Below are 23668 nucleotides of genomic sequence, written 5' to 3' on the forward strand. Positions count from 1 at the left end.
GTGTAGCGGCCAGTGCAAATTATTGAAAATTTTATGAAACCTGTAGATTCTAGCGTATTTATACTTAAGTAAGTCGGCGAGAAAAATTCAATGTATATGAAGAAATACTAGTGTCCCTAAAGCTGCTCATAACATCCAATTATAATAAAATTTTGTTGCATAAGAAAGCGCTAGGCTATATTCAGCTAGTTTAATATATTATCACGCTGTCCTTGTAGAGGATGTAGTCAATGCAACTTGCACCAACTGAAGAACAGATGTGGGAAGCATCAGCTTTCCAGAACCGCATCCAAATGTCTGATAGTGAAATTAACGATAAGTATGAGTCTGGAGACCAAAGAATACTCACTGAAATGAACCGTGAAAAGCTTCCAAGTTTTGTTGAAGCACTAAAGAAGCCTGGATATATGGATGTGCGCCCTTTTTACCAAAGAAGGGATCGGTGGGATGAAAAGATGCAATCACGACTTATCGAGTCGTTTTTGATCAACATTCCTGTTCCTCCAATTGTTCTTTATGAAAAGGAGTTTAACTTTTATGAGGTAATGGATGGTCAACAGAGAATTACAGCCCTTCGGGATTTTTATGAAAATCGTCTCATATTAACTGGATTAGAACTTTGGCCAGAACTCAATAAACGTACTTATGCTACTCTTCCTACAAAAATTAGAGCAGGAATTGATCGTCGCTCCATATCATCTATAGTTCTGATTACAGAGTCAGCATCTAATCCTGAAGAAGCAATGCTTTTAAAACAGCTTGCTTTTGAGCGTTTAAATACTGGTGGTATTGCACTAAGTCAGCAGGAGGTACGTAACTGTTTGTATTATGGTAAGTTCAATCAGCTATTACTTGACCTGGCAACTAATTCTATATTTGCAGAGGCTTGGGGAATTCCCTTAGACAGTAAATTAAAACTAGTTCAAAATAATTTATACAAAAAAATGGAAGATGCCGAATTAGTTCTTCGCTTTTTTGCTTTACGCCATGTCAATGACTTCCGTAGAGGAATGGAGGGATTTCTTGACCTCTATATGATTAAGAGTTTGAAATTTTCTGATGAAGATATCGATATCCTAAAAAATATTTTTATCAAAACTGTAGATTTAGCACACAAAATCTATGCAGAAAATTTATTCAAGCCTTTTGATCCCAAGACTGAAACTTGGAAGGATAGTGCTTATAAAGCATATTATGATGCTGTTATGGTTGGGTTGAGTAGACATTTGGATCAAGCTGATATTTTAGTAGAGCAGAAGCCAAGAGTAATCGAAGAGACAAAGAAGTTGTTTATAGAAGATAAATCAAAGCTTTTTACAGGTGCTGGAAGAACCAAGGCTGATATCCAGAAAAGAATCCGATTATTTGATGATATGCTGTCTCAAATCATCGCCGAGTAAAGAGTGATGTTTCAAAACATTTTAATGACAGTAACAGTTAATATTTCTACTGTTCGTTCCATTATCAAGACTAATGATCGGCTGAGAGAAATTTCATTTGGCTCAGGTGCTGTAATAAAGCAAGAATGGCATGAGGGAAGCGAATTTATCCTTGGCACACTAATGCAGGATATCCCCAGAGTAAAAGAGTGGCGAGTTTACGATCACTGTGCTGTAGTAACAAGGCTGTATGCCATTTATGAGAGTTTTGTAGAAGACTTAGTTAGTGATTGGTTAGTCCTTCTGCCAGCATTGTTTCCACTGTATTCAGACCTGGAAGAAAAAATCCGAAATACTCATCAGATAGGCGTTGGAAGATTGCTGCTTGATCTGAAGAAAAGCAAGTATGAACATCTCTCTCTTGAGGAAGTTATTCGTGGACTATTTCATGGAGCTACTGATGAAAAAGATTATGAGATATTACCAGATGCATTTCTTTTTCATGAACAGAACTTACGTAGAGAACCATTAGAGAAAATGTTGACAGAAGCAGGTATACCAAATTCATGGGGCTGGGTAGAAAAGCATAGAGCCGTAAAGTATTTTTTAGAAGAAATTAGAGGAAATCAAAACACTGTAGAAGGAGAACTTAATGAATTAATTAGCTATCGAAACGACGCAGCCCACGGATTTCCTGACGATGTTCTAGGTTCTAATGCACTATTAGAATTGTGCGATTTTGTCGAGACTTTGTGTCAAGCACTTGCTGAGTTGGTCACTTATAAGGTTATTGAGCGCAAGAAATTAATAGGTCAAGCTAAGGAGGTTGGTAGAATTACTGAGTGGTATAAGAAGCATGAAGCTGGGGTAGCAAAGGTTGAGAAAACGATTTTATCAATTGGAAGTAGTCTTTTCCTAGTTAATGAAGGGTCATCTTGCTGTTATTTGGCTACTATTGAAAGCATCAAGATTGATGACATATCGGTTAATGAAGTGCAAACAAGTACGGGAATGGAAGTTGGGTTGAAATTTGATGTGGATGCTAAAAAAGGGTTTCGCTTGTATCAATTACACATTTGAAATAAGGTAAATTCATTTTTTATCTTTAAGCAATTTGATTATTTTGCAATCAAACAATCAAAAAAATAACGCCTACCTGTAATTATGGTGGCGCTATTTTTTTAATTTAATTCACAGTTAAAAATAGTTAAATGAATTTGCTAAATCTTTGTCATTGATTTACCGCAATTTTTTATACAGCGCTGCGGTTGGTTAATAAATTCCACAGGAATACTGCGACAATCGCACCAAGAACTGCTACTGCAATACCTGGAATGCTGAGACTAGGAGCGGCTAGGGCTAAAGTTCCCGTACTGAAGAATACACCTAAACTACCGCCAACAAAAGCACCGATGATTCCTAACACAATTGTTCCTAGAATTCCGCCACCTTGATTACCAGGGTAGATAGCTTTTGCGATCGCACCAGCAATTAGACCTAAAACAATCCAAGCAAGAATATTCATTGTTGTTAAGTTAGTAAACGTTTTTGACTTACAAGTACATATTAGCTATCTTCCTTTCTGACTCAATCTACCATCAGAATTAATTATGAATATCCATAAGGAATAGTTTAATTGCTACTAAGTTTTTTGAGCGATAACCCAATTGAGGTAAATAGTCAATTAAAAAAAAGCTCCTAGCAGGTCTTTAACTAGGGGCTTATCAAACTATTGCTTGGTAATTGCAGTATATGCATTTTTAATTAGCTCTCTCCTCTACTAGAAGAATTAAGCTAAGTTTTTAGAGGCTGTCTCTAAAGTAATGTAAAGAAAGCAAAATCAGGCGATTGAGCCGATTGCTTATACCTAGGCAACTTCATGTCTACTCATATCTTGCACCAAGCCCTGGCGACTGGAAGTCGCGGCTATACAAACGTTCGCGTAGCGTCTCCCAGAGAAGTCTGCCTGCGCGGACTAATACTAAATTAAGGATTTGAAACCCACGCAGGTGGGTTTTGCCTGTGTAGCCGCTACTTTCAGTTGCCTGGTGCAAGATGTGGTGTCTAGCTTTTAATTTTTAATTGCTTATCTCATGATCCCTGCTAATGACTCGATGGCTGATAAATGGGAACAGTCTGCGGTAAGACCAATGCATACTTAGGAAAATCAGACTTACTAAAGTCAGCAGCATGACGCCCAGAATCGTTGTATATGACTTGGTGCGCCACCAAAATCCATTTGCACCTAGTCGCACAAGCTTCCATAAGCTAGCTATATCGACGATTTGGGAATCGTGAATGGTGATTGCTAAGGATGCTGCTGTGTTTTGTTGTGCAATTGTCATTTTAATTACTCCTTTAGACCCAAATGCTGAGGTATTTAATCTTAAACTACGGCAATACGATAGATTTACTGTTATTTATATGTAATATCTCATAGCTTGATGCAAGAAGCAAGTTTTAAGGGGATTATGAATCGGGCATTGGGCATTAGTATTAAAAATTAGGTATTTACTAGATTGAAAACTATTCTCTAGTCCCAATCCCCAATCCCTAGTCAAAATGCCTAATCAAATTTGGTTATCACAATTGCAAAAACACCGAGCGATCGCAGTTATCCGCGCCCCTCAAATGGAAGTGGGACAGCAAATGGCAATGGCTGTAGCATCTGGGGGAATGCAGCTAATTGAGATTACCTGGAATAGCGATCGCGCTGGGGAACTAATCAGTCAACTACGCTCAGAATTACCAACTTGTATCATTGGTACTGGTACGTTATTCAATGTGCAGCAGCTACAAGAAGCGATCGCATCTGGGGCGCAATTCCTCTTCACACCCCACGTTGATCCGGTAATGATTCAAGCAGCACAAGAAAAAAATGTGCCTATTATACCAGGAGCTATGACTCCTACAGAAATTGTTACCGCCTGGAGTCAGGGCGCTAGTTGTGTAAAAGTGTTTCCCGTGCAAGCAGTGGGAGGGGCTGATTATATCAAAAGTTTGCAAGGGCCACTAGGTCAGATTCCCTTAATTCCGACTGGCGGCGTGACTCTCGAAAATGCTAAAGAATTTTTGCAAGCGGGAGCGATCGCTGTCGGTTTGAGCAGTGAATTATTTCCCAAAAAGCTTGTCACAGAGGGAAATTGGGAAGCGATCGCAACTCAGGCAAAAAACCTAATGCGACAGTTAACTTAACTTAGAATCAAATTATCAAAAATTCACGTCTATTAAAGTAATAGATAGGGAAATAAAGGTGAAAACTGATCAGTTTCCCAAGACCCCATGATTTGAGTGTGAGTGTATCTACAATGAAAAGACTGATTTATCCTGACTGGGTACGTCGCTTACAAATAATCCTGACTGGTACAGCACTATCCTTAAGTGTTTTTACTACTACTGGAACGAGTGAAGTTTGGGCGAATTCCAAAAATCAAGTGATTGCACAAACAATCCAGACATTACAACAATCGGATCAGCGCTGGATTCAAATTAATCTTTCAAAGCAACGATTAATAGCTTGGCAAGGTGACAAAGTGGTTTATGGAAGTGCTATTTCCTCTGGCAAAAAAGCCACTCCTACTCTTGTTGGTACTTTTAAGGTTCAATCTAAGTTTAAAACTACGCGGATGCAGGGAGAAAACTACAATGTTCCCAACGTTCCTTATGCAATGTTTTATCAAGGCAATTACGCTATTCACGGAGCTTACTGGCATAAGAATTTTGGCACTCCAGTCAGCCACGGCTGTGTGAATATCGCACCTAAACATGCAAAATGGCTATTCGAGTGGGCATCGGTAGGGACACCAATAGTCATTCATAAATAGTAGGTGAAGCAGCCAGAAGGCAATTTAGGTAAAATCATAAATAACAACAAATCAAGACAATTAAGTGATTCCTAGCAAGATTTTATGCTGGGAATCTTCGGAGTCGGAATTACTGAACTTGAAATAAAATATAAAAGAGGGCATTCAACGATTTACCCAAAAATAAGCGGGAATCCTGATAATTACTGTGTGAAATTACAAATGCAAATATGAATTTGGGGAAAGTTTGCATTTAGGCATTTAAATGACAGATTTTTTGTAAAGGTTGTCCTTTGTAATTAGTTATTGGTCATTAGTCATTAGTTAGGACTCATCATTTAACAAATGACAAATGTGCAAATTGGATGCGGATTAGCTTAGAGGTTGTTTGAAAAGTGGTCGGCTGTGATATTAGGCACTTTGATCCCCCCTAACCCACGCCAGTCGCTCCACTTGGGGAGACCCCAAGACCGCGCTGGCTCCCCTTAAAAAGGGGGGAAACGGAATCAAAGTCCCCCAATTTATCGGGGGATTTAGGGGGATCTAAGAGTATTTGATACATCACTAAGAACTTTTAAAACATCCTCTTAGGATTTGTCTTGAGAAGCATTAGCGGATGAATTGCGTAAATCCTCCACAGAAAGCGAGTAATTTTCTGGAAAACTACAAATTTCCAGAAAATTACTTAACTTCATGATTTTTGCGTAGTTTAGAAGATGAGGCATAATGCAAACTTGGATTCGCCGTGGTGGAATTCGTTCTTCAGGAACTTTTTGTACAGGCGTGGCGCTGATGGTGGTGACTTTATTCTCTTGGTCATCGCCCTTAACAGGTACACCCAACTCGACTACAGCAACAGCCACGTCACTCGATGAAAACAGCATCACTGTATCTAATAATTTTAGCCAACCTCGCTGGATTGAAATTGACCTGTCAGAGCAACGGTTACGTGCATGGGAAGGTAATAAAGTTGTTTATTCATACCGCATTTCTGGAGGTAAGCGATCGACCCCTACACCCATAGGTAGATTTCGGATTAATTCTAAGTATCGTACTCACCGGATGCGAGGCAAGGACTACAATATTCCTGATGTTCCTTACACAATGTATTTCTATAGAGGTTATGCCATCCACGGTGCTTACTGGCATAACCGTTTTGGGACTCCAGTCAGCCACGGTTGCGTAAATTTACCTGTTAGGCAAGCTCGCAATCTTTACAACTGGGCTTCAATGGGAACTTTAGTAGTGGTGCGGAAATAATTCGTAATTCGTAATGACGCTGGAATACTCGCTATAGCGTTTCCTAATCATACAAGGTACATCTTAGCCCCCTCCTTGCTTGCGGGGAGGGGGTTGGGGGTGGGGTTCTTGTACATCACTTGGGCCGAGAACCGCTATAACGTAATTCGTAATTAAGAGTATAGACCAGTGCATTCACGGAGTTAAGCACCTGTCTATACATACTGCTAGACTAAAAACACATCTTCGAGGGATTCAGGAGCCATGAGCTACTCAACTACCCAAACTCTCACCCTGGAGGAATTTCTGAAGCTCCCAGAAACAAAGCCTGCAAGCGAATATATTAACGGAGAGATTATTCAAAAGCCAATGCCGAAAGGGAGACACAGCTGCTTACAAAGCAAACTCTGTGCTGTTGTCAATGAAGTCACGGAGAATCAAAAGATTGCCTATGCGTTTCCCGAATTACGGTGTACTTTTGGCGATCGCTCAACTATACCTGATGTGGCTGTATTTCAGTGGAAACGCATACCGTTCACCGTTGATGATCAAGTACCTGATAATTTTGAACTTCCACCAGACTGGACGATTGAGATTCTCTCGCCAGAACAAAAACCCAACAAAGTAATTGGGAATATTCTTCACTGTCTGAAGTATGGCAGCCGCCTGGGATGGTTTCTTGATCCTGATGACTTCAGTATTTTGGTATTTCTACCAGAACAACAACCAGTGCTATTCCAGGGAGAAGATTTTTTGCCTGTATTACCAGAAATTGAACTTGTACTAACCGTCAACCAAGTTTTTGGATGGTTAAAGATGGGCGGCTAAAAATAACTCGCCTGGAATCATAAAAACCAAATTATAGAGATGATTGATGTCTATAATAGACATGATTATGAAAAAAGAGGTAGGAGAATGAACTGGAGAATTGCAGAAGCGAAACAGAGGTTCTCCGAACTAATTCATGCTGTCACTAAAGAACCGCAACTCATCTACAACCGAAATCAACTGGTAGCTGTTGTTGTTGAAGCTGAGATGTTTGAAGAATTCTTGACGTGGCGCAAGCAGCGCGAAAAGATTTCTTTAGCTGATGCCTTCAAAGAACTACGTCAGATAGCTGCTGAAGAAGATTATATCCTCGAAGTACCCTCTCGCCAAGACCGTCCTAACTCTTTCGCTGATGCCATTGATGACTTTTCTCTGTGACACGAACATTATCAGCGAATTAGTAAAACTCCAACCTAACTCTGGTGTATTGAAATGGGCAGCATTAGCTCCCTCAATAGTTGTGAGTGCAATCACCGTTGAAGAAATATTTTACGGACTGACATTCAAGCCCAACTCTAGAATTCAAATATGGTTCGAGAGCTTTTTGGAAAATAACTGTGAAGTATTGCCCATCACCATTGAAATTGCCAAGCGCTCTGGTGAATTGCGAGGTCAACTAAGATTAAGTGGGAAAACACACACCCAAGCAGATATGATGATTGCTGCTACTGCTCAAATTCATCAATTGACCTTAGTAACGCGCAACATTCGGGATTTTGATGGCTGCGGTATCCCGCTTTTAAATCCTTTTACTTAAATAGTTAAACGCGCATTAGTCTAACTCAACTGTGCCACAAGTTGATTTTCCAAAAGCGGATCATTTTAATAAAAATAAGCCTATTGATTCACCTCCTAAATCATCTTTACTAGCTGAGACTTCAATTACTAATGATTTAGCATCGTCAGGGGTTATTATAGTAGGGGCCTTCAACAATTTCGCCATCAGGAAAGATAGTTTTCAAGAACAAAGTACCTCTACCGCCGAGACGCATACCGGGTTGTTCCCAGGGGACACCGAGTACCTTGGCTCCAGTAAAATCAGTGTTGGTCAGCATAGTCCAGCTCAAATTAATTCCGGCGAACTCAACATTAGTCAAATTAGCACTATCCAAAGCAGCCCCCGAAAAATCAGCATTGGTCAGATTAGCGCCATCCAAGGAGGAGCAAGCCAAATTAGCACATCTCAGATTAGCGCTGGTCAAGTTGGCATTAGACAAAATAGCTCCTCTCAAATCGACACCTCGCAAATTGGCGTAACTCAAATTGGCACGCATCAACCTAGCATTTTCAAGATTGACACCGATCAAGTCAGCCCCTTCCAAGTTGGCATCCTCCAGAAAAATATATGCCAAATTAGCTTCTCTCAAACTAGCTCTAGTCAAATTAGCTCCCCTCAAGTTGGCGTAACTCAAATTAGCTCTAACCAAGTTAGCTCCTTCCAAGTTGATCCCACCAAAATCCCTCTCCCCAGCAGCATATCTTCTCAGCAACTCCTCAGCATCCATACCCTAACTCCAGAATCAATAACTACCATCAACAATAGCGAGGAGTAACGCGATTTTGTGAGGTTGGGCAAAAAACGTGCGATGCCTACTGCGGGTTACACCTACGCTAATATAGCGGTTCTGACTCCGTTTAAAATAACCTCTAACTCAACTGTGCCACAAGTTGATTTTCCAAAAGCGTATCATTCGTTAACAAGTCTTCAACGGTGATTCGCAAAAAGCGTTGCTCATCAACTTGAAAAAGAATTTTGATACGATCGCTCCCAGGATATCCTGCTGGTGTCAGTTGGGCAATTGTCCTCGCGCCTTCTTGATCGTTGAGGGGTTTGACGCTGGTTTCGCTACTGTCCAGACGGCGAGTAATTAAGCGATCGCCATCAAAATAAACTTCAGTATTGCCCGTATCTGCTCCCAATTCTCCCATAATTAACTCAATACTAGGCTGATTTTCCACAGAAGCGCCTAAGACTAATTCCACTGGCTGACTCATTGGATATGCCTGTCCAGCTTTAATTAAAGAATGCCATTTGTGACGCTGATTGCGGCGATCCCAGTAGCGGATACCATAACTATGATAGAGAAAGTCTTTGATTTGCACACCTTGAGCTAACTGTAATGCACCTTGAGCGATCGCTTCAAAGGGACGTTCGCAACGGATTTTTTCTGGCTCAAAATACTGTTTGATCCATGTCTGCACTGCTGGTAATTGCACTGTCCCACCAACTAACAAAACTGCATTAATATCTGGAAGTTCTATCCCTTGGCGTTTTGCTTGCTGCAACAGTGTTGTCATCGACTCATCCAGTAACTCAAAAAATGCGTGTTCTTTGAGGATATTTTCAAAAGTGTCGCGGTTTAGTTCCAGTTCATAGCTTTCAAATGTCTCATCATCAAAATAAACTTCACTGGCTTGGTTTTGGGTTGATAGCTGAATTTTTACCCGTTCTGCCAATCTTGTTGTCAACGGACTTATCGCCAACTCTTGAGTTTTGGCAAAGTAATCTACTAACCAATTATCAATATCAGTACCGCCCAAATTTTGCCCAGCTTTCGCCAGGACACGGGCAATTTTGACTTTTTGTTTTGAATCTTCAGCCAAGGACTTATTACCCCACTTGAGGATAAATCCTAGCGGTTTGGTGGTTGCTTGCACGCCTTGATCCAACCGCACAAGGGACAAATCTAAAGTACCGCCACCAAAGTCAATCACTAAGAGAATTTCTTGATCTGCCAAGCCATAACCCAAGGCGGCGGCTGTGGGCTCATCCAGCATCCGCACCTGTTCAACGGGAAGGGCTTGACAAACTTTCCCCAACCAGTGACGATAGGCTTCAAAACTGTCTACGGGTACCGTTAAAACTAGAGAATCTAACCCACCTTGCAGAGGTGCTAGTTGTTCAATCACCTGAGTAAGGAACCATTGCCCTACTTGTTCAAAGGTGACAATTTGCCCATCTAGTTCGGGTAAGAAACCTTGGATATCTGCACCAATACCGCGTTTGAAGCTGCGGAAAAATCTTGTTTCGCCTTTGAGGTCAAGACCGCGATCGCGTACTTGTTGCCCGACTAAAACTTTATTCTGGGCTGCGTCTTCAACATAAACCAAGCTGGGAATCAGTGGCGGATTGAGACTTTGTTTAATTGATAAGCCTGGTATATTCAGGGTTTCTGGCTGTTGGGTTACGGGGTTCCAACGAGCAATGACTGTGTTGCTAGTACCAAAATCGATTGCGATCGCCATATTTTATATTTATTCTCTCGCACGAAGATGCCAAAGCTGCTTTATTTGTGATTATTCTCCATAACCTACCAAGAATGCAAATGCGCCCAGAGGTTTGCTTCTTTGCATCCCAACCCAAATATCGATTCAATCTGTTGCAGCGAAGTGTTAGCACAGTTAGACAATTGGCTTGTCAGTAGGATAAGGATAAAGTAAGTTACCAGTCTCTTGTCTTAGAGGTTGTTTGAAAAGTGGTTGGCTGTGATTTTAGGCACTTCTAGATCCCCCCTAACCCACGCCAGTCGCTCATGGGGGAAACCCCCAAGACCGCGCTGGCTCCCCTTAAAAAAGGGGGGCAACCTCTCTCAAAGTCCCCCTTCTTTAAGGGGGATTTCGGGGGATCTCAAAGTATTTGCTACCAAGAATATAAACGATTTTTCACCCTTATTAACATAACTGTATCTGCCAGCAGAATTAAAATTCATACGGAAAAGGTAGAGGCGGGTTACTGTTCGTAAGAATTTGGAATCATTGCGTGATAAATTGTCAATAAAACAACGTAAGTGACCAAAAAGCTGATTATTTTGTTCACCAATCCAGGTGATTAACCCAGACTTATGAATAAGACACATAGCAAACCTACTTACATAGATTATATTGTTAAACTTCCTGAGCGATCGCTGGGTGTACCGCTTCATGGGCAATGCTCAGTTCATCTCTCCTCAACATCTAGCTGAACAACACCAGAAATTTGCTCGTGCATTAATAGACCGATATTCTTCCAAAGGCACATAAATTAGGATAATTGACCCACATGACTTTAATGCTGGGCGAAAGTCAAAGTGGAGACACTGGCTAATTAATACAGAAACCTAATCTAACCCGATACTTCGGGTTAGTGGTAGTTCATGCTCAATCTTCATTCCGTAACTGCCAGACTGCACCAAAAGCGGCCCCAGCCCCGGCTAACAATCCAGTACTCATTCCTTGGATAGTTTTTTGGAATGGATCTTGGGTTAGGCACTCACTTGTAACCTTACTGTCTTCCAAGCAGAGACTACTTTCTGCCCAACCAGCAGTACCTCCTAAAATTACACCAGTGATACTACAGGAAACAATAAGCAGCAAAAGGCGTTGTGTTTTTCTAGCCATAGATGGATGTTTTACTCAATTTTGTATTTTAGACTTTAAATTGAATCAATATGTGAATACACTTAGTCTAGATAAAGAACTTTAGATTTTTCCATACTTGAGCCACTGTTTAATCGGGCTGCTTTAGCAAAATTCCAAATCTAAAATTCTGTGAAAAGTTGGAAATTGTAGTTGACTCTCAACTACTTTACACAACCGTGCAGCAAATGTCAGCTGGTTTATGGCTGGGGAGGCCAATTCATGCGCCTCGCTGTAGTAGTCCGTCAAGTTTAAATTGATGGGTAAACAATTTCGTAGTAAGGATTTTAGTCATTAGACATCTTACATAAATCAAAAATAAAGAACCCCACCCCGCATTTGAGTAAAGCAAACGCTCCCCTCCCCTTACCAACTACGGTGTACACACAAGTCAAATTACCCCCTCAATCCCCCCGATGCATTGGGGGGAAGCCGGAAATCTAGTTCCCTCCCCAATACATACGGGGAGGGTTAGGGTGGGGTGTTAGGGACTTTTGCAAGAGGTCTATTATTTTCTCAGCACTAAAGTCCTTACTACAAACCCTCAAAACTAGCTTGACAAAGATAGTGTTCGGTGAGTTTTTGCCCACTGATGCTCAAAAAAGCATCTACTCAATCTTCAAGTTGAAAGGCAAGCGGGCGTAAACCCCTTGTGGATCGTTCATCTTTTGTAGAATCTCTACTTCCTGTTGCAATTTTTGAAATTCGGTGGTGAGGGGATTGGATTGTTTGAGTTGCGTACCCTCAATTCCGAAAGCAGTCCGCGCCTCTTCTGTTGCACGCCCAAAAAAGCGTTCTCCGAAGCTGTTAGTGCGAGGATATTCTTGCACTTCCCAGTCTTCTCCTAGTTTTGCCTGCTTGGCAGCATAAGCGATCGCAATATTCAAACCACCAATTTCATCCACCAAACCAATTTCTTTGGCCGCCACACCCGACCAAACCCTTCCTTGGGCAATTTCTGCTACTTTTTGTTCTGGGAGTTTGCGACCTTGAGAAACTTTATTCAGAAACATATTATAAATACGGTTAACACTGCGCTGATAAAGTGCCAACTCTTGAGGCGATTTTGGACGAGAAACTGTTTGACTATCAGCATAGCGCCCGGTTTTCACCGAATCCCAGGTGATGCCATTATCATTTGCCAGCTTTTGCCCATTGAACAGCAACCCAAACACCCCTATTGAGCCTGTAATGGTATTTGGCTCGGCAAAAATCCGGTTAGAGTCGCTAGCAATCCAATAACCACCAGAGGCGGCGACATCACCCATTGAGACTACAACTGGTTTCGCCTCACGAGTTAATTTCACTTCTCGCTGCATGACTTCGGCTGCGGTTGCACTACCACCAGGACTATTAATTCGTAATACAACAGCTTTCACATCCTTATCTTGTCGTAGTTTGTTGAAGATTTTCGCAAAGCGATCGCCTCCTACTTGCCCATCTTCTCCTTTCCCATCAACAATCTCGCCCTCAGCATAAACAACGGCAATTTGATTTTTGGAGTTACGTTCTACACCCAAAGATTTGCCGGAAACTTGTGCGTAGCTATTCAAGCTAATTTGTCGGAATGTTTTGTCTTGTTTATCGCTATTTGTCAACTTTTTCAGGTCTGTTACCACTTCATCGGGGTATGCGACTTGATCAACTAAACCGCTGGTTTTAGCTTGTGTGGCTTCTAGTAGCGCCTGATTATCTGCGATCGCTTGCAATTTATTGGGTTCAATTTTCCGACTTGCGCCCACAGCAGTGCGCCACTCTCCCCAAACATCATCCAACAATTTCTGAGTTTGTTCGCGGTTTTCTGGACTCAATTTTGTGAGAATAAACGGTTCAACAGCCCCCTTAAATTTCCCTACCCGCACGACTTGAACACCAATGCCGTACTTCTGCAATGCTCCCGCTAAAAACATTGGTTGTGAACTCAAACCGTTGACTTCCATCATTCCCAGAGGATTAAGTGTAATGGAATCTGCCACTGAACAAATGTAATATTCCTTTTCACTCCAATCACTGCCATAAGCCACAATCTTTTTCCCCGCAGCGCGAAACTCCTCCAGCGCTTTTCGAATTTCTTTCAGGGAGGCATAGCCGACGTTACCAGCTTGGCTTGCACTTGTTGCATCCAAGTAGATCCCGACAATGCGAGGATCGCGCCGCGCCTTTTCCAAAGTTTCTACAACTTTGCGGAGTGCCATCCTATCTTCATCCACACCGGATAATGTGTTTTGAAACAGTTCGCCGGAACTAGGTTCGCCATCAGTAATTTTCATTGACAAGTCAAAAACTAGCACTGACTTATCTTTCACGTTTGGGCCAGTATCTTTAGAGGAGGTAGCAGCCAATATCAGTAAGAACAGTCCAGCGGTTCCTAGACCACCGAAAATAATTAGTCCTAGTAAGGTGCCAACTAAACTAGCAAAAGTTTGTTTGATAAAATTACGCATTAGTTATTTAGTTATTGGGCATGGGGCATTGGGCATGGGACATTGGTTATAACCAAAGGACTAATGACTAATGACCAATGACCAATGACCTGTTTCCCTATTCTATGCGCTGTAAACTACCAGAATGCTTTAACTGATACAAGGTAGTGTTACCAGTGCAGAATAAGACTGTGGTGATTTCGGCGATTAATACTTCAGCCAGTTCAGCAACTGCTGTCTCTGATGTTGCTGCTGCTTGCAAGAAAGGCATTGCTAAACCAGCTATATCTGCTCCCAAGGCGATCGCAGTTGCGACATCCAATCCATGACGCAAACCTCCTGAAGCAATTAAGGGCACATCTTTGGCGTAGGCGTAGCCCGTCGTAGACATCGCTCTAATAGTTGTAATGCACTCTGCCGTCGGTAAACCCCAATCGGCAAACGTCTTCCCTAAACGACGTTGTAAGGGACTTTCTGCCCGTTCACTTTCGACTTTTGCCCAAGAAGTACCCCCCGCACCCGCGACATCAATTGCTGCTACTCCAGCGGCGATCAGTTTCTGGGCGATCGCTGCGGAAATGCCGTTACCAACTTCCTTCGCAATCACTGGTACTGACAATTTGCTGCATAATTTAGATATTTTGTCAATCAAACCCTGAAAATTAGTATCACCTTTGGGTTGAATGCACTCTTGTAAAGGGTTAATGTGTAAAATCAAGGCATCAGCCTCTAGAATATCAATTACCCGCAAACATTCATCTAAGCCGTACTTGTAGTTAAGTTGCACAGCCCCCAAGTTCGCAAATAGCAGAACATCGGGGGCATACTTGCGGACAGCAAAAGTATCAGCCACCTGGGGTTTTTCCACCGCTACTCGTTGGGAACCGACACCCATTGCAATTTTGTAATGTTGCGCGACTTGGGCCAAGCGTTGGTTAATGATTCTGGCTTGTTCTGTTCCTCCAGTCATGGAAGAAATTAACAAAGGTGCGTCAAGGTGTTTCCCCAGGAAAGTTGTACTGATATCAATATCATTGTAGTTTAGTTCCGGTAAGCAAGAATGGGTGAAACGATAGCGTTCCAGTCCGTTGGTGATTTGATCGCACTGAACATCTTCCTCTAAGCAGATCCGAATGTGATCGGCTTTGCGATTCTGAGTTTGTGCAGAGATATTGGTAGGGGCGTTCACTAGTGGGTATGACTAAAAGTATTTGCTTGCGATCGCTATTGTTACATTGTCTGCAACCGTCTTTTTATAACAAAAACATTTATTTTCGCTATCTTTCGGGTACGTTACGCTATTGATAACATACCCATTCACTCATTTTGTGAGTTAATTAATATGGTTTTACAAACAGAAAAGCGCTACTACACCCCAGAAGAATATTTGGAATTAGAAGAGAAGGCTGAATATAAAAATGAATACAAAGACGGAGAAATTATATCTATGACAGGGGGAACAACTAACCACAACAAAATTGCAGGTAATTTTTATAAAAAATTTCCCACAACAGTGCAAGGTCAAGCTTATGACATCTATATAGGTGATGTGAAAGTATCGATACCTCGTTATCGCCTTTATACTTATTCTGATGTTATAGTCATCAAAGATAAGCCTATTTACGAGGGAATAGGTACAACAACTATTACTAATCCCTTGTTAATTGTTGAAGTCTTATCAAATTCAACTAAAAATTATGACAAAACAGATAAGTTTAAATATTATCGTTCAATTCCTGGTTTTCAAGAATATATTATGATTGACCAGTATAGTTTTGCTGTGGAACAATTTGCCAAGCAAGCAGAAGGTCAATGGATATTTAAAGAATATGAGGGTGAAGAGGCTGTTTTAGTCTTGGATTCTATCGATTTTCAAATTACTTTGCGAGATATTTATGAACGAGTTGATTTTGAGTTGATTGAAGAATAAAGCAGATCAATCTCGAATTTCTATTTTTACAGTAAAATTACAATGTTTTTTAGTTACTACTTTATCTCAGTTATGCACTGCTCTATCCCCAGATTTCCTCTCATCAGGACGCTATAACCAGCATCTACTATAGTCGATGCTGGTTATAGCGTTTCCTAATCATACAAGGTACATCTTAGCCCCCTCTTCGCCTGCTCTTAGGGGGTTGGGGGTGGGGTTCTTGTACATCACTTGGGCCGAGAACCGCTATAGATATTGTAGATATTGCGATCGCCTGGTCTTTACAAGAGTGGCGATCGCAAACTAAAATGACTTGTATTGAGCTATCGAATGCGAAGTGCTTAAAATAGCACCTCGCAATCCATACTTAGAATAATCGCAGAGCGTTAATCACGATTCAACAACCACAAAATTCTTTTCGGTTAGTGACAATCCACCTGATAGTTGTGCAAATTTTACCTGAGTAAACCCAGACGCACTGCCATCAAGGTCAAAGGACAACGCACCTGTAATATTGTCATAGATAAAGCGTTGATTGCTTGTTGTTGTGGATGTTCCAATGGTAAATTGACTAGCTGTGAGTGAACCTAGTGATAACCCACCGCCAAAACTATCTCTCTCTACCTGAATCAGTTCATTAGTGGCGTTGAAGTCATAAAGTCTATCTACACCTTCACTGTAATTATTGAAAACAAAGGTATCAGTACCATCCCCTCCATAGAGGCTATCATTACCAAAACCACCTGTCAGGTAGTCATTGCCATTACCACCCTTGATGGTGTCATTGCCATTGCCACCATCAAGCGTGTTATTCCCTAATGCAGTTATGGCAGAGAGAAAATCATTTCCATTGCCCCCATTCACTAGGTTATTGCCTTTTGAATAGTCAATATTCAAGGTATCGTTACCATCACCACCGTTGAGGGTATTATTGCCAGAGGCAGCACCGCCTTCGCTGTAGTAGCCAGAGGCGTCAAGAGAATCATTGCCATTGCCCCCAGAGAGCAGATTATTGCCTTTTGAATAGTCAACATTCAAGGTATCGTTACCAGCACCACCGTCGAGGGTGTTATTGCCAGAGGCAGAGACGCCATACTCTTGTCCGAGGAAGTCGTCCCTCGCTATAGAGGCAGAGAGAAAATCATTGCCATCGTCCCCAGAGAGCAAATTATTGCCTGTTGAATAGTCAATATTCAAAGTATCGTTACCAGCGCCACCGTTGAGGGTATTATTGCCATAAGCGGGGTAGAATGAGGATTCAAACTCCCAGAAGCCAGAGGCGTCAAGAAAATCATTGCCATCGCCCCCAGAGAGTAGGTTATCGCCTGTTGAAAGACCAGCACCCAATTTATCATCACCAGTACCACCGATGAGAGTGTTATTGCCAGACACATACCCATATAAGTAGTCACCGTTGTTGCCGAGTCCAGTAATGATGCCAGAGGTGGAGAGAATATCATTGCCATCGTCCCCAGAGAGCAGATTATTGCCTGTTAAATCGGAATAATCCGATAGAACATCGTCACCAATACCACCAATGAGAGTATCATTGCCCGCGCCACCCCTGAGCATATCGTTGCCACTTTTGCCGTCAATAATGTCATCACCCTTCTGACCATTAATTACATCATCCGAGTTGTCAAAGCCGTTGACATTGTTGGAGAGGTCGTTAAGGAAGGTGACTGTATTTTTTTTGAAGATGATGTTTTGGGTGGAGTTGGCATCGAAGACATCAAAGCTATCTGTGGTGCTAGTTTGCCCATCAAAAACGATATTGCCGATTTGTGCTAAATTATCTAGATTTTCCAGGGCAAAGTTCTGCAAGACCACTTTGAAACGAAGCGTCCTTTCAAAAGTGATTTCTGTGTTGTTACCATTTTGAGTTAATTGCAGATTTCTCGCAGTTAATGGCTCAAAAGCAGTTAATGTGTCATCATAATAAGTTCCTCTAAATTGCAAGCTATCCACTTCGGCAATCTCCGCCGCTGATGGGTTTGAGCCTTTACCAATGCCATCGAAATCCGTGATGGTAATAGTACCACTGTCAAAGTAATCCCGCTTCAAAACAAATTTATCCTTGCCGCCGCCACCAGTTAAAATTTTATTGCTCGAACCACCATAAGTGATGTTATACGTACTACTATAAAATGTGTCATTTCCAGTGCCACCGTTGAGGGTGTTATTACCATAGGTGTCATAGGCGAAGAGAGTGTCATTGCCATCACCTCCAAAGAGCAAGTTATCGGCTTTTGGATAGCTAGGATTGTCATAATAATTGCTTACTGAATCGTTAACATTTAAGAAATCGTCACCAGCGCCACCGTTGAGAGTATTATTCCCCGCACCAGTGTCGAGAGTGTCATTGCCCGTACCACCAATGAGAGTATCATTGCCCGCGCCACCCCTCAAAACGTCGTTGCCACTTTTGCCGTCAATGATGTCATCACCCCCCTGACCATTAATTACATCATCTGAATTGTCAAAGCCGTTGACATTGTTGGAAAGGTCGTTAAGGAAGGTGACTGTGTTTTTTTTGAAGATGATGCTTTGGGTGGAGTTGGCATCGAAGACATCAAAGCTATCTGTGGTGCTAGTTTGCCCATCAAACACGATATTGCCAAGCTGGGCTAAATTGTCTAGGTTTTCCAGGGCAAAGTTTTGCAAGACAACTTTGTAATAAGGCCCCCCTTCAAAGGTGATTTCTAAATCGTTACCATTTTGAGTTAATTGCAAATTTCTGGCAGTAAGTTGCTCATATCCTGTAAATTGCAAGGTATCCGCTTCGGCAATCACCGCCAATGATGGGTTTGAGTCTTTACCAATGCCACCGAAATCGGTGATGGTAATCATACCAGAACTGTTCTCGCCGATAGCATAAACAAATTTATCTTTGCCGCCGCCACCAGTCGTCAAGTTATCAACATAATGAATCATCTCATTATAAAAGGTATCATTCCCATTGCCACCGTTAAGGGTGTTATTACCATAGTTAATATAGGAGTTAGAGGTTAAAAGAATATCGTCAGAGGTGAAGATAGTATCATTGCCATCGCCTCCAAGGAGCAAGTTATTGCCTGATGAATGTTCTGCATTCAAGGTATCATCACCAGTGCCACCGTTGAGGGTAGTATTGCCTGATGAATAGTTAACATTCAAGTAATCGTCACCAGCATCACCGTTGAGGATGTCGTAGCTTCTATTACCATATACTTTATCGTCACCGGCTAAACCATTAATCAGGTCATCACTCGTTGTTCCATAGAGGGTATCATTGCCGTTAGTGCCATTGATATTTGCCATAACTTTCTACCTATCTAAATCGATTTTTTCAGTAACTTTCAGTTGTCAGTTTGTAGTTAGTGCTGTTTTATGGCACAAATAACTCATCGAAATTTGACGTTTTCGGCATATTTTTACGTCATCCTTGAGAGAAAGCAATTTTGATTTCAAGATTCACCCTGTTGACCAACTTAACTGTACAAACTTATCAGCACATCATTAACAACAGGAAGTTTCAGTTTTTTTACTATCCTTGATTCAATAGCAATCGCTGAAAAAGTGTCAAAAAATTAAGTTGAAATACTTGGAACTCACAATTAATAATATTTAGTTTTTGTCAACGCGCAAGGCCTAGTGTCTAGAAAATAGAGAATAGTTAACTCTTGATAGGGAAAGAGGTATTTACGCATGGGTATATAGATTTAAAATAAAGAATATCTAAATAACTTGATAATAAGTATAGGACTAGTATTTGATTTTTGAAATGCATGTAGTGGACTGTCATGGCTTTAATAGTGCATTAGACGTAGACGTAGGTTGGGTTGCGCTCCGCGCAACCCAACATATATCAGGATGTTGGGTTACGCAAAGCCTCCACCCAACAAAGCAATTTTTTTGCAACATTAAAGCCATTACAGTCTACTACAAGACTACCGAGATTTTTTCAGAAATTAAATATGATTCCTATATATACTGAACAATTACTTAGAAGTCTATAGTTAAAAAGGTATCTTTGCACATTCTTCATATTAATTACCGATAAATGTATACAAAAATACTGAGCTTTGTGTATTCTTCATATTATTGACGTTTGTAGGCCATAATTTCCAGAAAGCAGTAGACAAATGTTTGAATAAGTGCTTTGAAAGTCAATTTGGCAACAGGATACCTGTGTAACCCTACCACTGTCGCCTCTAACAAAAAATTATTCTCTATTGTCTTATTGACGGGTATAACGATGTTTCACACCAATGGGGAAATATTCAAAATCACCCATTGGGGCTAATGTAACTTGTGGTGTTTGATATTCTGCGGGAACATAATTAGCAAACTCGCTATTTAGGCGTAGCAGTTGTGAAAGAATAGAAGATGCGATCGCTTCTTTTTTCTCTTTACTACCCTCTACCCCTAGTGCTAATTCCACAACTACAGATAAAAATCGATTCTTATCTGTATCTTCTAATACCTGCAATACGAATTTACCCGTCACCCATTCTTGAATTACTGGTTGTTCTAATCCCACCGTCACATTTTCGGGATAGATATTTGCGCCAAAATAGGAAACTGTAAAGTTAGAACGCCCGAAGACATAAACGAAAGGTAGCTGATGAATACCTCTAGGTGATTCTTGAGTGTCAGAACGCAGATTTTCAAGCGGGTTAAATCCCCATTCAGCTAAAAATTGCAGCATGGCATCATAACTAATTATCCCGCCAGTATCCAAGATGTCATAACGCACTAAGGGAATACCGTTATCTCCCGAAAACAGCAATCCGCCATCTTCAACTTCAAAAAAGCGACTGCAAGGATCATATTGTACTAGCGTGGGTAAACGCGATTCCCCAAATAAAGCTCTAGCTGCATCGGGATTTTCTGCCAAAAAACGGCGAATGCAGATACTTAACGGTGTTTCATTACCCAAAACTCCTGCATCCGCAGTGCCGTAAAGTGATGCAAAATCATAACAGGGATTTTGTGAACCAACTCGTTCACCAACTAAACTCCGCCATTCTTCACTAAATACTTCTCCCGCCATCACTAATTTAATCTGATATTGCTGCCACTCCACACCACGGGCGATACCAGTATCAATCACATCTTTCAAAAATGGCGGATATCCCAATAACACCACTTGTTCAAATGCTGAACCTAGTTCCTGCACAACTCGCAAGATTTCTTCTTTGTTGTTACCAGGAGTAATTACAGTGATGAGATAACCTTTGCTAGCAAGATAACGACAGCAATTAGTGGTAAACATTCCACCTACCCAAGTGCCCAAAGTGAAACAAATCACTGCTAGGGTACGTCTAGTATCTGTATAGAAACTATCGTGAAAAATCTGTTCAAAGCGTATGGCGATTTGGAGTTCATCTGTGAAAAAACGGGGCCAAAATGTCGGTTTCCCACTAGAACCTGATGAAGCAGCTATCATGTCGCACGCTTGGAGTTGCCCGTTGCGGCACAAGTCAGCTAAGGGATAACGCAGTATATAATTTTGTTTAGCGATCGCTGGTAGTTTTTGAAACTCCTCTAAGGTTTGAATAGTCGCGGGATTAATTTCCCTTTCTGCTAAAAACGCCTTGTATGCAGGTACATTAACCGCCACATCGTGAAATAAACTCAAAGCTGCGGAAGTTTGAGTGTTGAGATGCCGTTGCAGTAACGTTTCTAAGGGGGTAGACAAAAAATCTTCAATTGCTTTAATTACTTGCTGCTGTCTTGATTTGCGGTTCATGACGCTTGTTGTTTATCCTAAAGTAGAACCAACACCGTTAAACAGTGCTGAGTGCTGTTAGCTGTAGCGGGGCGTTTAGCCCGTAACGTGTGCTGAGTAAAAAACAATAATTCCACTCAGCATCAAATGCTCCTAACCTTTGGTAGGATATCCGAAAATGAGGATGGGCGCGTTGTAGTTACTCAATAAAACCTTAATTTATCCTTGGGCACCATGCAGCTCTATTGCAGTAAACAACACACAAATAATGGCAGTAACCGCTTTTGTACCCATTGTGGTGAACCATTACCTCTTGCTGTGGGACAGGTTGTGGATAATCGCTATCAAATTATCCGTCATTTAGGGCAGGGTGGCTTTGGACGCACCTATTTGGCAGAGGATAGAAATAAATCCCATCAAACTTGTGTGCTGAAGGAATTTGCACCCCAAGTACAAGAACATCAAGATTTACAAAAAGCTAAAGAGTTATTTGAACGAGAAGCAAATGTCCTGAAAAAACTCCAGCATCCACAAATTCCGCGTTTTCACGCCTCGCTACAAGTGAAGATAGGCAGTAAAGATTTTTTCTTTTTAGTGCAAGATTATGTGGATGGTGATAATTATTACCAATTATTAGAACAGCGTGAGAGTCAAGGAAAAACCTTCAGTGAAGAGGAAGTAATCACGCTATTGCAACATATTTTACCCGTGTTATCCTACATCCACTCACGAGATGTAGTTCACCGTGATATCTCTCCCGATAATCTCATTTGGCGGCGTTCTGATAATCTGCCTGTGCTAATTGATTTTGGTGGTGTCAAGCAATTGCCAGCTTCTCAAGGTTTTTGGCGCACCAAGTTGGTTGGAAATAACACTTTGCTCGGTAAAAAGGGCTACGCCCCAGAAGAACAGCTACGGCAGGGTAAAGCCTTTTTTAGTAGTGATTTATACTCTTTGGCGGTGACGACATTAGTGTTGCTCACAGGTAAAGAACCGCAAAAATTATACGACAGCTATCAGGGAATTTGGGGATGGGGAAAGGAAATCAGAGTTAGTCCTCAACTGGAAGCGGTGTTAAAAAAGATGCTGGCTTATAGACCGAGCGATCGCTACCAACGAGCCGAGCAAATCCTCAGAGATTTACCATCACCAACTGCAACTAAATCCCCAAGTAATTATATTACCACCAAGATTAAGACGATGGTAGTTGCTCCGGGAAGACAACGCGCCAGTGCTGTTATGAGTAGATTCCAGAGGCAAACGCAAGCGATGTCTAAACCGATATCTTGGCCTGTTTGGATTCGCCCTTTTGTGATTAGTCTAGGGGGGACAGCTTTAGTTGGATTAACTTTGGCTGCGGCAAATGCAGTCATTCAGAGCGTATCTTCAATCACCATTCCCTCAATTTCATTACCGCAAATTCCCCACTTCCCAAGCGGTAAACCAGCCAGCGACAAAGGAAAAAATAGTAACCTCCAGAAAATTATCAATCGTCGTCAACAGTTAGAAATTACTGAAGGGTTTTTTATTCGCACAGTAGATGATTTATTTTATACAAAAAAATCAGAATTAAAAGGACGTAGCCTGACATCTAAACCTGAAGACGCTGGTTTACGAGATGAATGGTCTGGTCTCGCTGACGATTTATTGGATAAACTAGAACAGGCTAACCTCAGTACAGCAGCTCGTCGGAAATTGGGGAACTATAGTCAAAAAGATTACGATACATGGAGACGACAAGCCCGATTGGCGGAATTTGGTAACTATACAATCGATCAGTTGACCAAAGACACAAATGAAAAATTTGATCGATTGTTTCCCGATCAGCAGCGTGGGAAACTGAATCAACAGACTTTTGGTCAAATTTGGTATGCGATCGCAGCCGATCAAGTTAGTAAAGTACAATCTGGCAAATAAGGAGACTGGGGACTGGGGAAGAGTAACTTAATCACAAATGA

19 protein-coding genes and 1 pseudogene are annotated in these 23668 nt (G+C 41.5%); 11 read left to right on the forward strand and 9 right to left on the reverse strand.

The features are described from left to right. Positions 1-230 precede the first annotated feature (230 nt). On the forward strand, positions 231-1400 hold the full coding sequence (locus tag V7K62_RS18085; protein WP_334866315.1) for a DUF262 domain-containing protein: 1170 nt from the start codon (positions 231-233) through the stop codon (positions 1398-1400). A 6-nt stretch (positions 1401-1406) separates the two neighbouring features. Continuing rightward, complete coding sequence (locus tag V7K62_RS18090) at positions 1407-2459, forward strand: MAE_28990/MAE_18760 family HEPN-like nuclease (RefSeq protein ID WP_334866316.1); 1053 nt, start codon at positions 1407-1409, stop codon at positions 2457-2459. A gap of 172 nt (positions 2460-2631) precedes the next feature. Here the strand turns inward: V7K62_RS18090 and V7K62_RS18095 are convergent, their stop codons facing one another. Next, positions 2632-2904 carry a GlsB/YeaQ/YmgE family stress response membrane protein gene (locus tag V7K62_RS18095; RefSeq protein ID WP_334866317.1) on the reverse strand — a complete coding sequence of 91 codons (273 nt, stop codon included), beginning with the start codon at positions 2902-2904 and terminating at the stop codon, positions 2632-2634. 553 nt (positions 2905-3457) lie between these two features. Next, the gene (locus V7K62_RS18100; protein WP_334866318.1) at positions 3458-3724 is read right to left on the reverse strand and encodes a hypothetical protein; all 267 of its coding nucleotides are present in this window, start codon (positions 3722-3724) and stop codon (positions 3458-3460) included. A 217-nt stretch (positions 3725-3941) separates the two neighbouring features. Here V7K62_RS18100 and V7K62_RS18105 point away from each other — a divergent pair, with 217 nt between their 5' ends. From V7K62_RS18105 to V7K62_RS18130, 6 genes are all read left to right on the forward strand, one after another. Next, positions 3942-4574 carry a bifunctional 4-hydroxy-2-oxoglutarate aldolase/2-dehydro-3-deoxy-phosphogluconate aldolase gene (locus V7K62_RS18105; RefSeq protein ID WP_334866320.1) on the forward strand — a complete coding sequence of 211 codons (633 nt, stop codon included), beginning with the start codon at positions 3942-3944 and terminating at the stop codon, positions 4572-4574. A 113-nt stretch (positions 4575-4687) separates the two neighbouring features. After that, positions 4688-5203 (forward strand): L,D-transpeptidase, encoded by a 516-nt coding sequence (locus V7K62_RS18110; protein WP_334866322.1) that lies wholly within the window; start codon positions 4688-4690, stop codon positions 5201-5203. Positions 5204-5908: 705 nt separating this feature from the next. Next, positions 5909-6442 carry a L,D-transpeptidase gene (locus V7K62_RS18115; RefSeq protein ID WP_334866324.1) on the forward strand — a complete coding sequence of 178 codons (534 nt, stop codon included), beginning with the start codon at positions 5909-5911 and terminating at the stop codon, positions 6440-6442. Positions 6443-6685: 243 nt separating this feature from the next. Beyond that, complete coding sequence (locus tag V7K62_RS18120) at positions 6686-7249, forward strand: Uma2 family endonuclease (protein WP_334866326.1); 564 nt, start codon at positions 6686-6688, stop codon at positions 7247-7249. A gap of 87 nt (positions 7250-7336) precedes the next feature. Beyond that, the gene (locus V7K62_RS18125; RefSeq protein WP_334866328.1) at positions 7337-7627 is read left to right on the forward strand and encodes a type II toxin-antitoxin system prevent-host-death family antitoxin; all 291 of its coding nucleotides are present in this window, start codon (positions 7337-7339) and stop codon (positions 7625-7627) included. Next, positions 7611-8006, forward strand: coding sequence for a type II toxin-antitoxin system VapC family toxin (locus V7K62_RS18130; protein ID WP_334866330.1), 396 nt, complete (start codon positions 7611-7613; stop codon positions 8004-8006). Before V7K62_RS18125 ends, V7K62_RS18130 begins: the two co-directional genes overlap by 17 nt. A gap of 145 nt (positions 8007-8151) precedes the next feature. On the opposite strand, the gene V7K62_RS18135 is transcribed toward V7K62_RS18130, so the two are convergent. Further along, positions 8152-8754, reverse strand: coding sequence for a pentapeptide repeat-containing protein (locus tag V7K62_RS18135; RefSeq protein WP_334866332.1), 603 nt, complete (start codon positions 8752-8754; stop codon positions 8152-8154). Between the two features lie 142 nt (positions 8755-8896). Next, positions 8897-10495, reverse strand: coding sequence for an Hsp70 family protein (locus V7K62_RS18140; protein ID WP_334866333.1), 1599 nt, complete (start codon positions 10493-10495; stop codon positions 8897-8899). Positions 10496-11131: 636 nt separating this feature from the next. Between V7K62_RS18140 and V7K62_RS18145 the strand changes: the two genes are divergently transcribed. Continuing rightward, positions 11132-11269, forward strand: coding sequence for a hypothetical protein (locus V7K62_RS18145; protein ID WP_334866335.1), 138 nt, complete (start codon positions 11132-11134; stop codon positions 11267-11269). 117 nt (positions 11270-11386) lie between these two features. On the opposite strand, the gene V7K62_RS18150 is transcribed toward V7K62_RS18145, so the two are convergent. From V7K62_RS18150 to fni, 3 genes are all read right to left on the reverse strand, one after another. Beyond that, the gene (locus tag V7K62_RS18150; protein ID WP_104909601.1) at positions 11387-11626 is read right to left on the reverse strand and encodes a hypothetical protein; all 240 of its coding nucleotides are present in this window, start codon (positions 11624-11626) and stop codon (positions 11387-11389) included. Positions 11627-12252: 626 nt separating this feature from the next. After that, positions 12253-14088, reverse strand: a complete 1836-nt coding sequence (sppA, locus tag V7K62_RS18155; RefSeq protein WP_334866337.1) for a signal peptide peptidase SppA — start codon at positions 14086-14088, stop codon at positions 12253-12255. Positions 14089-14185: 97 nt separating this feature from the next. Then, positions 14186-15256: a type 2 isopentenyl-diphosphate Delta-isomerase gene (fni, locus tag V7K62_RS18160; protein WP_334866339.1), complete on the reverse strand. Its 1071-nt coding sequence runs from the start codon at positions 15254-15256 to the stop codon at positions 14186-14188. A gap of 153 nt (positions 15257-15409) precedes the next feature. On the opposite strand from fni, the gene V7K62_RS18165 reads away from it, so the two are divergent. After that, on the forward strand, positions 15410-15997 hold the full coding sequence (locus tag V7K62_RS18165; RefSeq protein WP_334866341.1) for a Uma2 family endonuclease: 588 nt from the start codon (positions 15410-15412) through the stop codon (positions 15995-15997). A gap of 390 nt (positions 15998-16387) precedes the next feature. Here V7K62_RS18165 and V7K62_RS18170 read toward each other — a convergent pair. Together V7K62_RS18170 and V7K62_RS18175 are read right to left on the reverse strand one after the other, a co-directional pair. Continuing rightward, positions 16388-19297: pseudogene (locus tag V7K62_RS18170) on the reverse strand (beta strand repeat-containing protein); the annotation flags it as partial. Positions 19298-20216: 919 nt separating this feature from the next. Beyond that, positions 20217-21731 carry a phenylacetate--CoA ligase family protein gene (locus V7K62_RS18175; protein WP_334866345.1) on the reverse strand — a complete coding sequence of 505 codons (1515 nt, stop codon included), beginning with the start codon at positions 21729-21731 and terminating at the stop codon, positions 20217-20219. A 213-nt stretch (positions 21732-21944) separates the two neighbouring features. On the opposite strand from V7K62_RS18175, the gene V7K62_RS18180 reads away from it, so the two are divergent. Then, entirely contained in the window at positions 21945-23627 is a 1683-nt protein-coding gene (locus tag V7K62_RS18180) for a serine/threonine-protein kinase (protein WP_334866347.1), read from the forward strand. The last annotated feature ends 41 nt before the right edge of the window (positions 23628-23668 follow it).

Source organism: Nostoc sp., from assembly GCF_036917935.1.
GTDB lineage: Bacteria > Cyanobacteriota > Cyanobacteriia > Cyanobacteriales > Nostocaceae > Nostoc.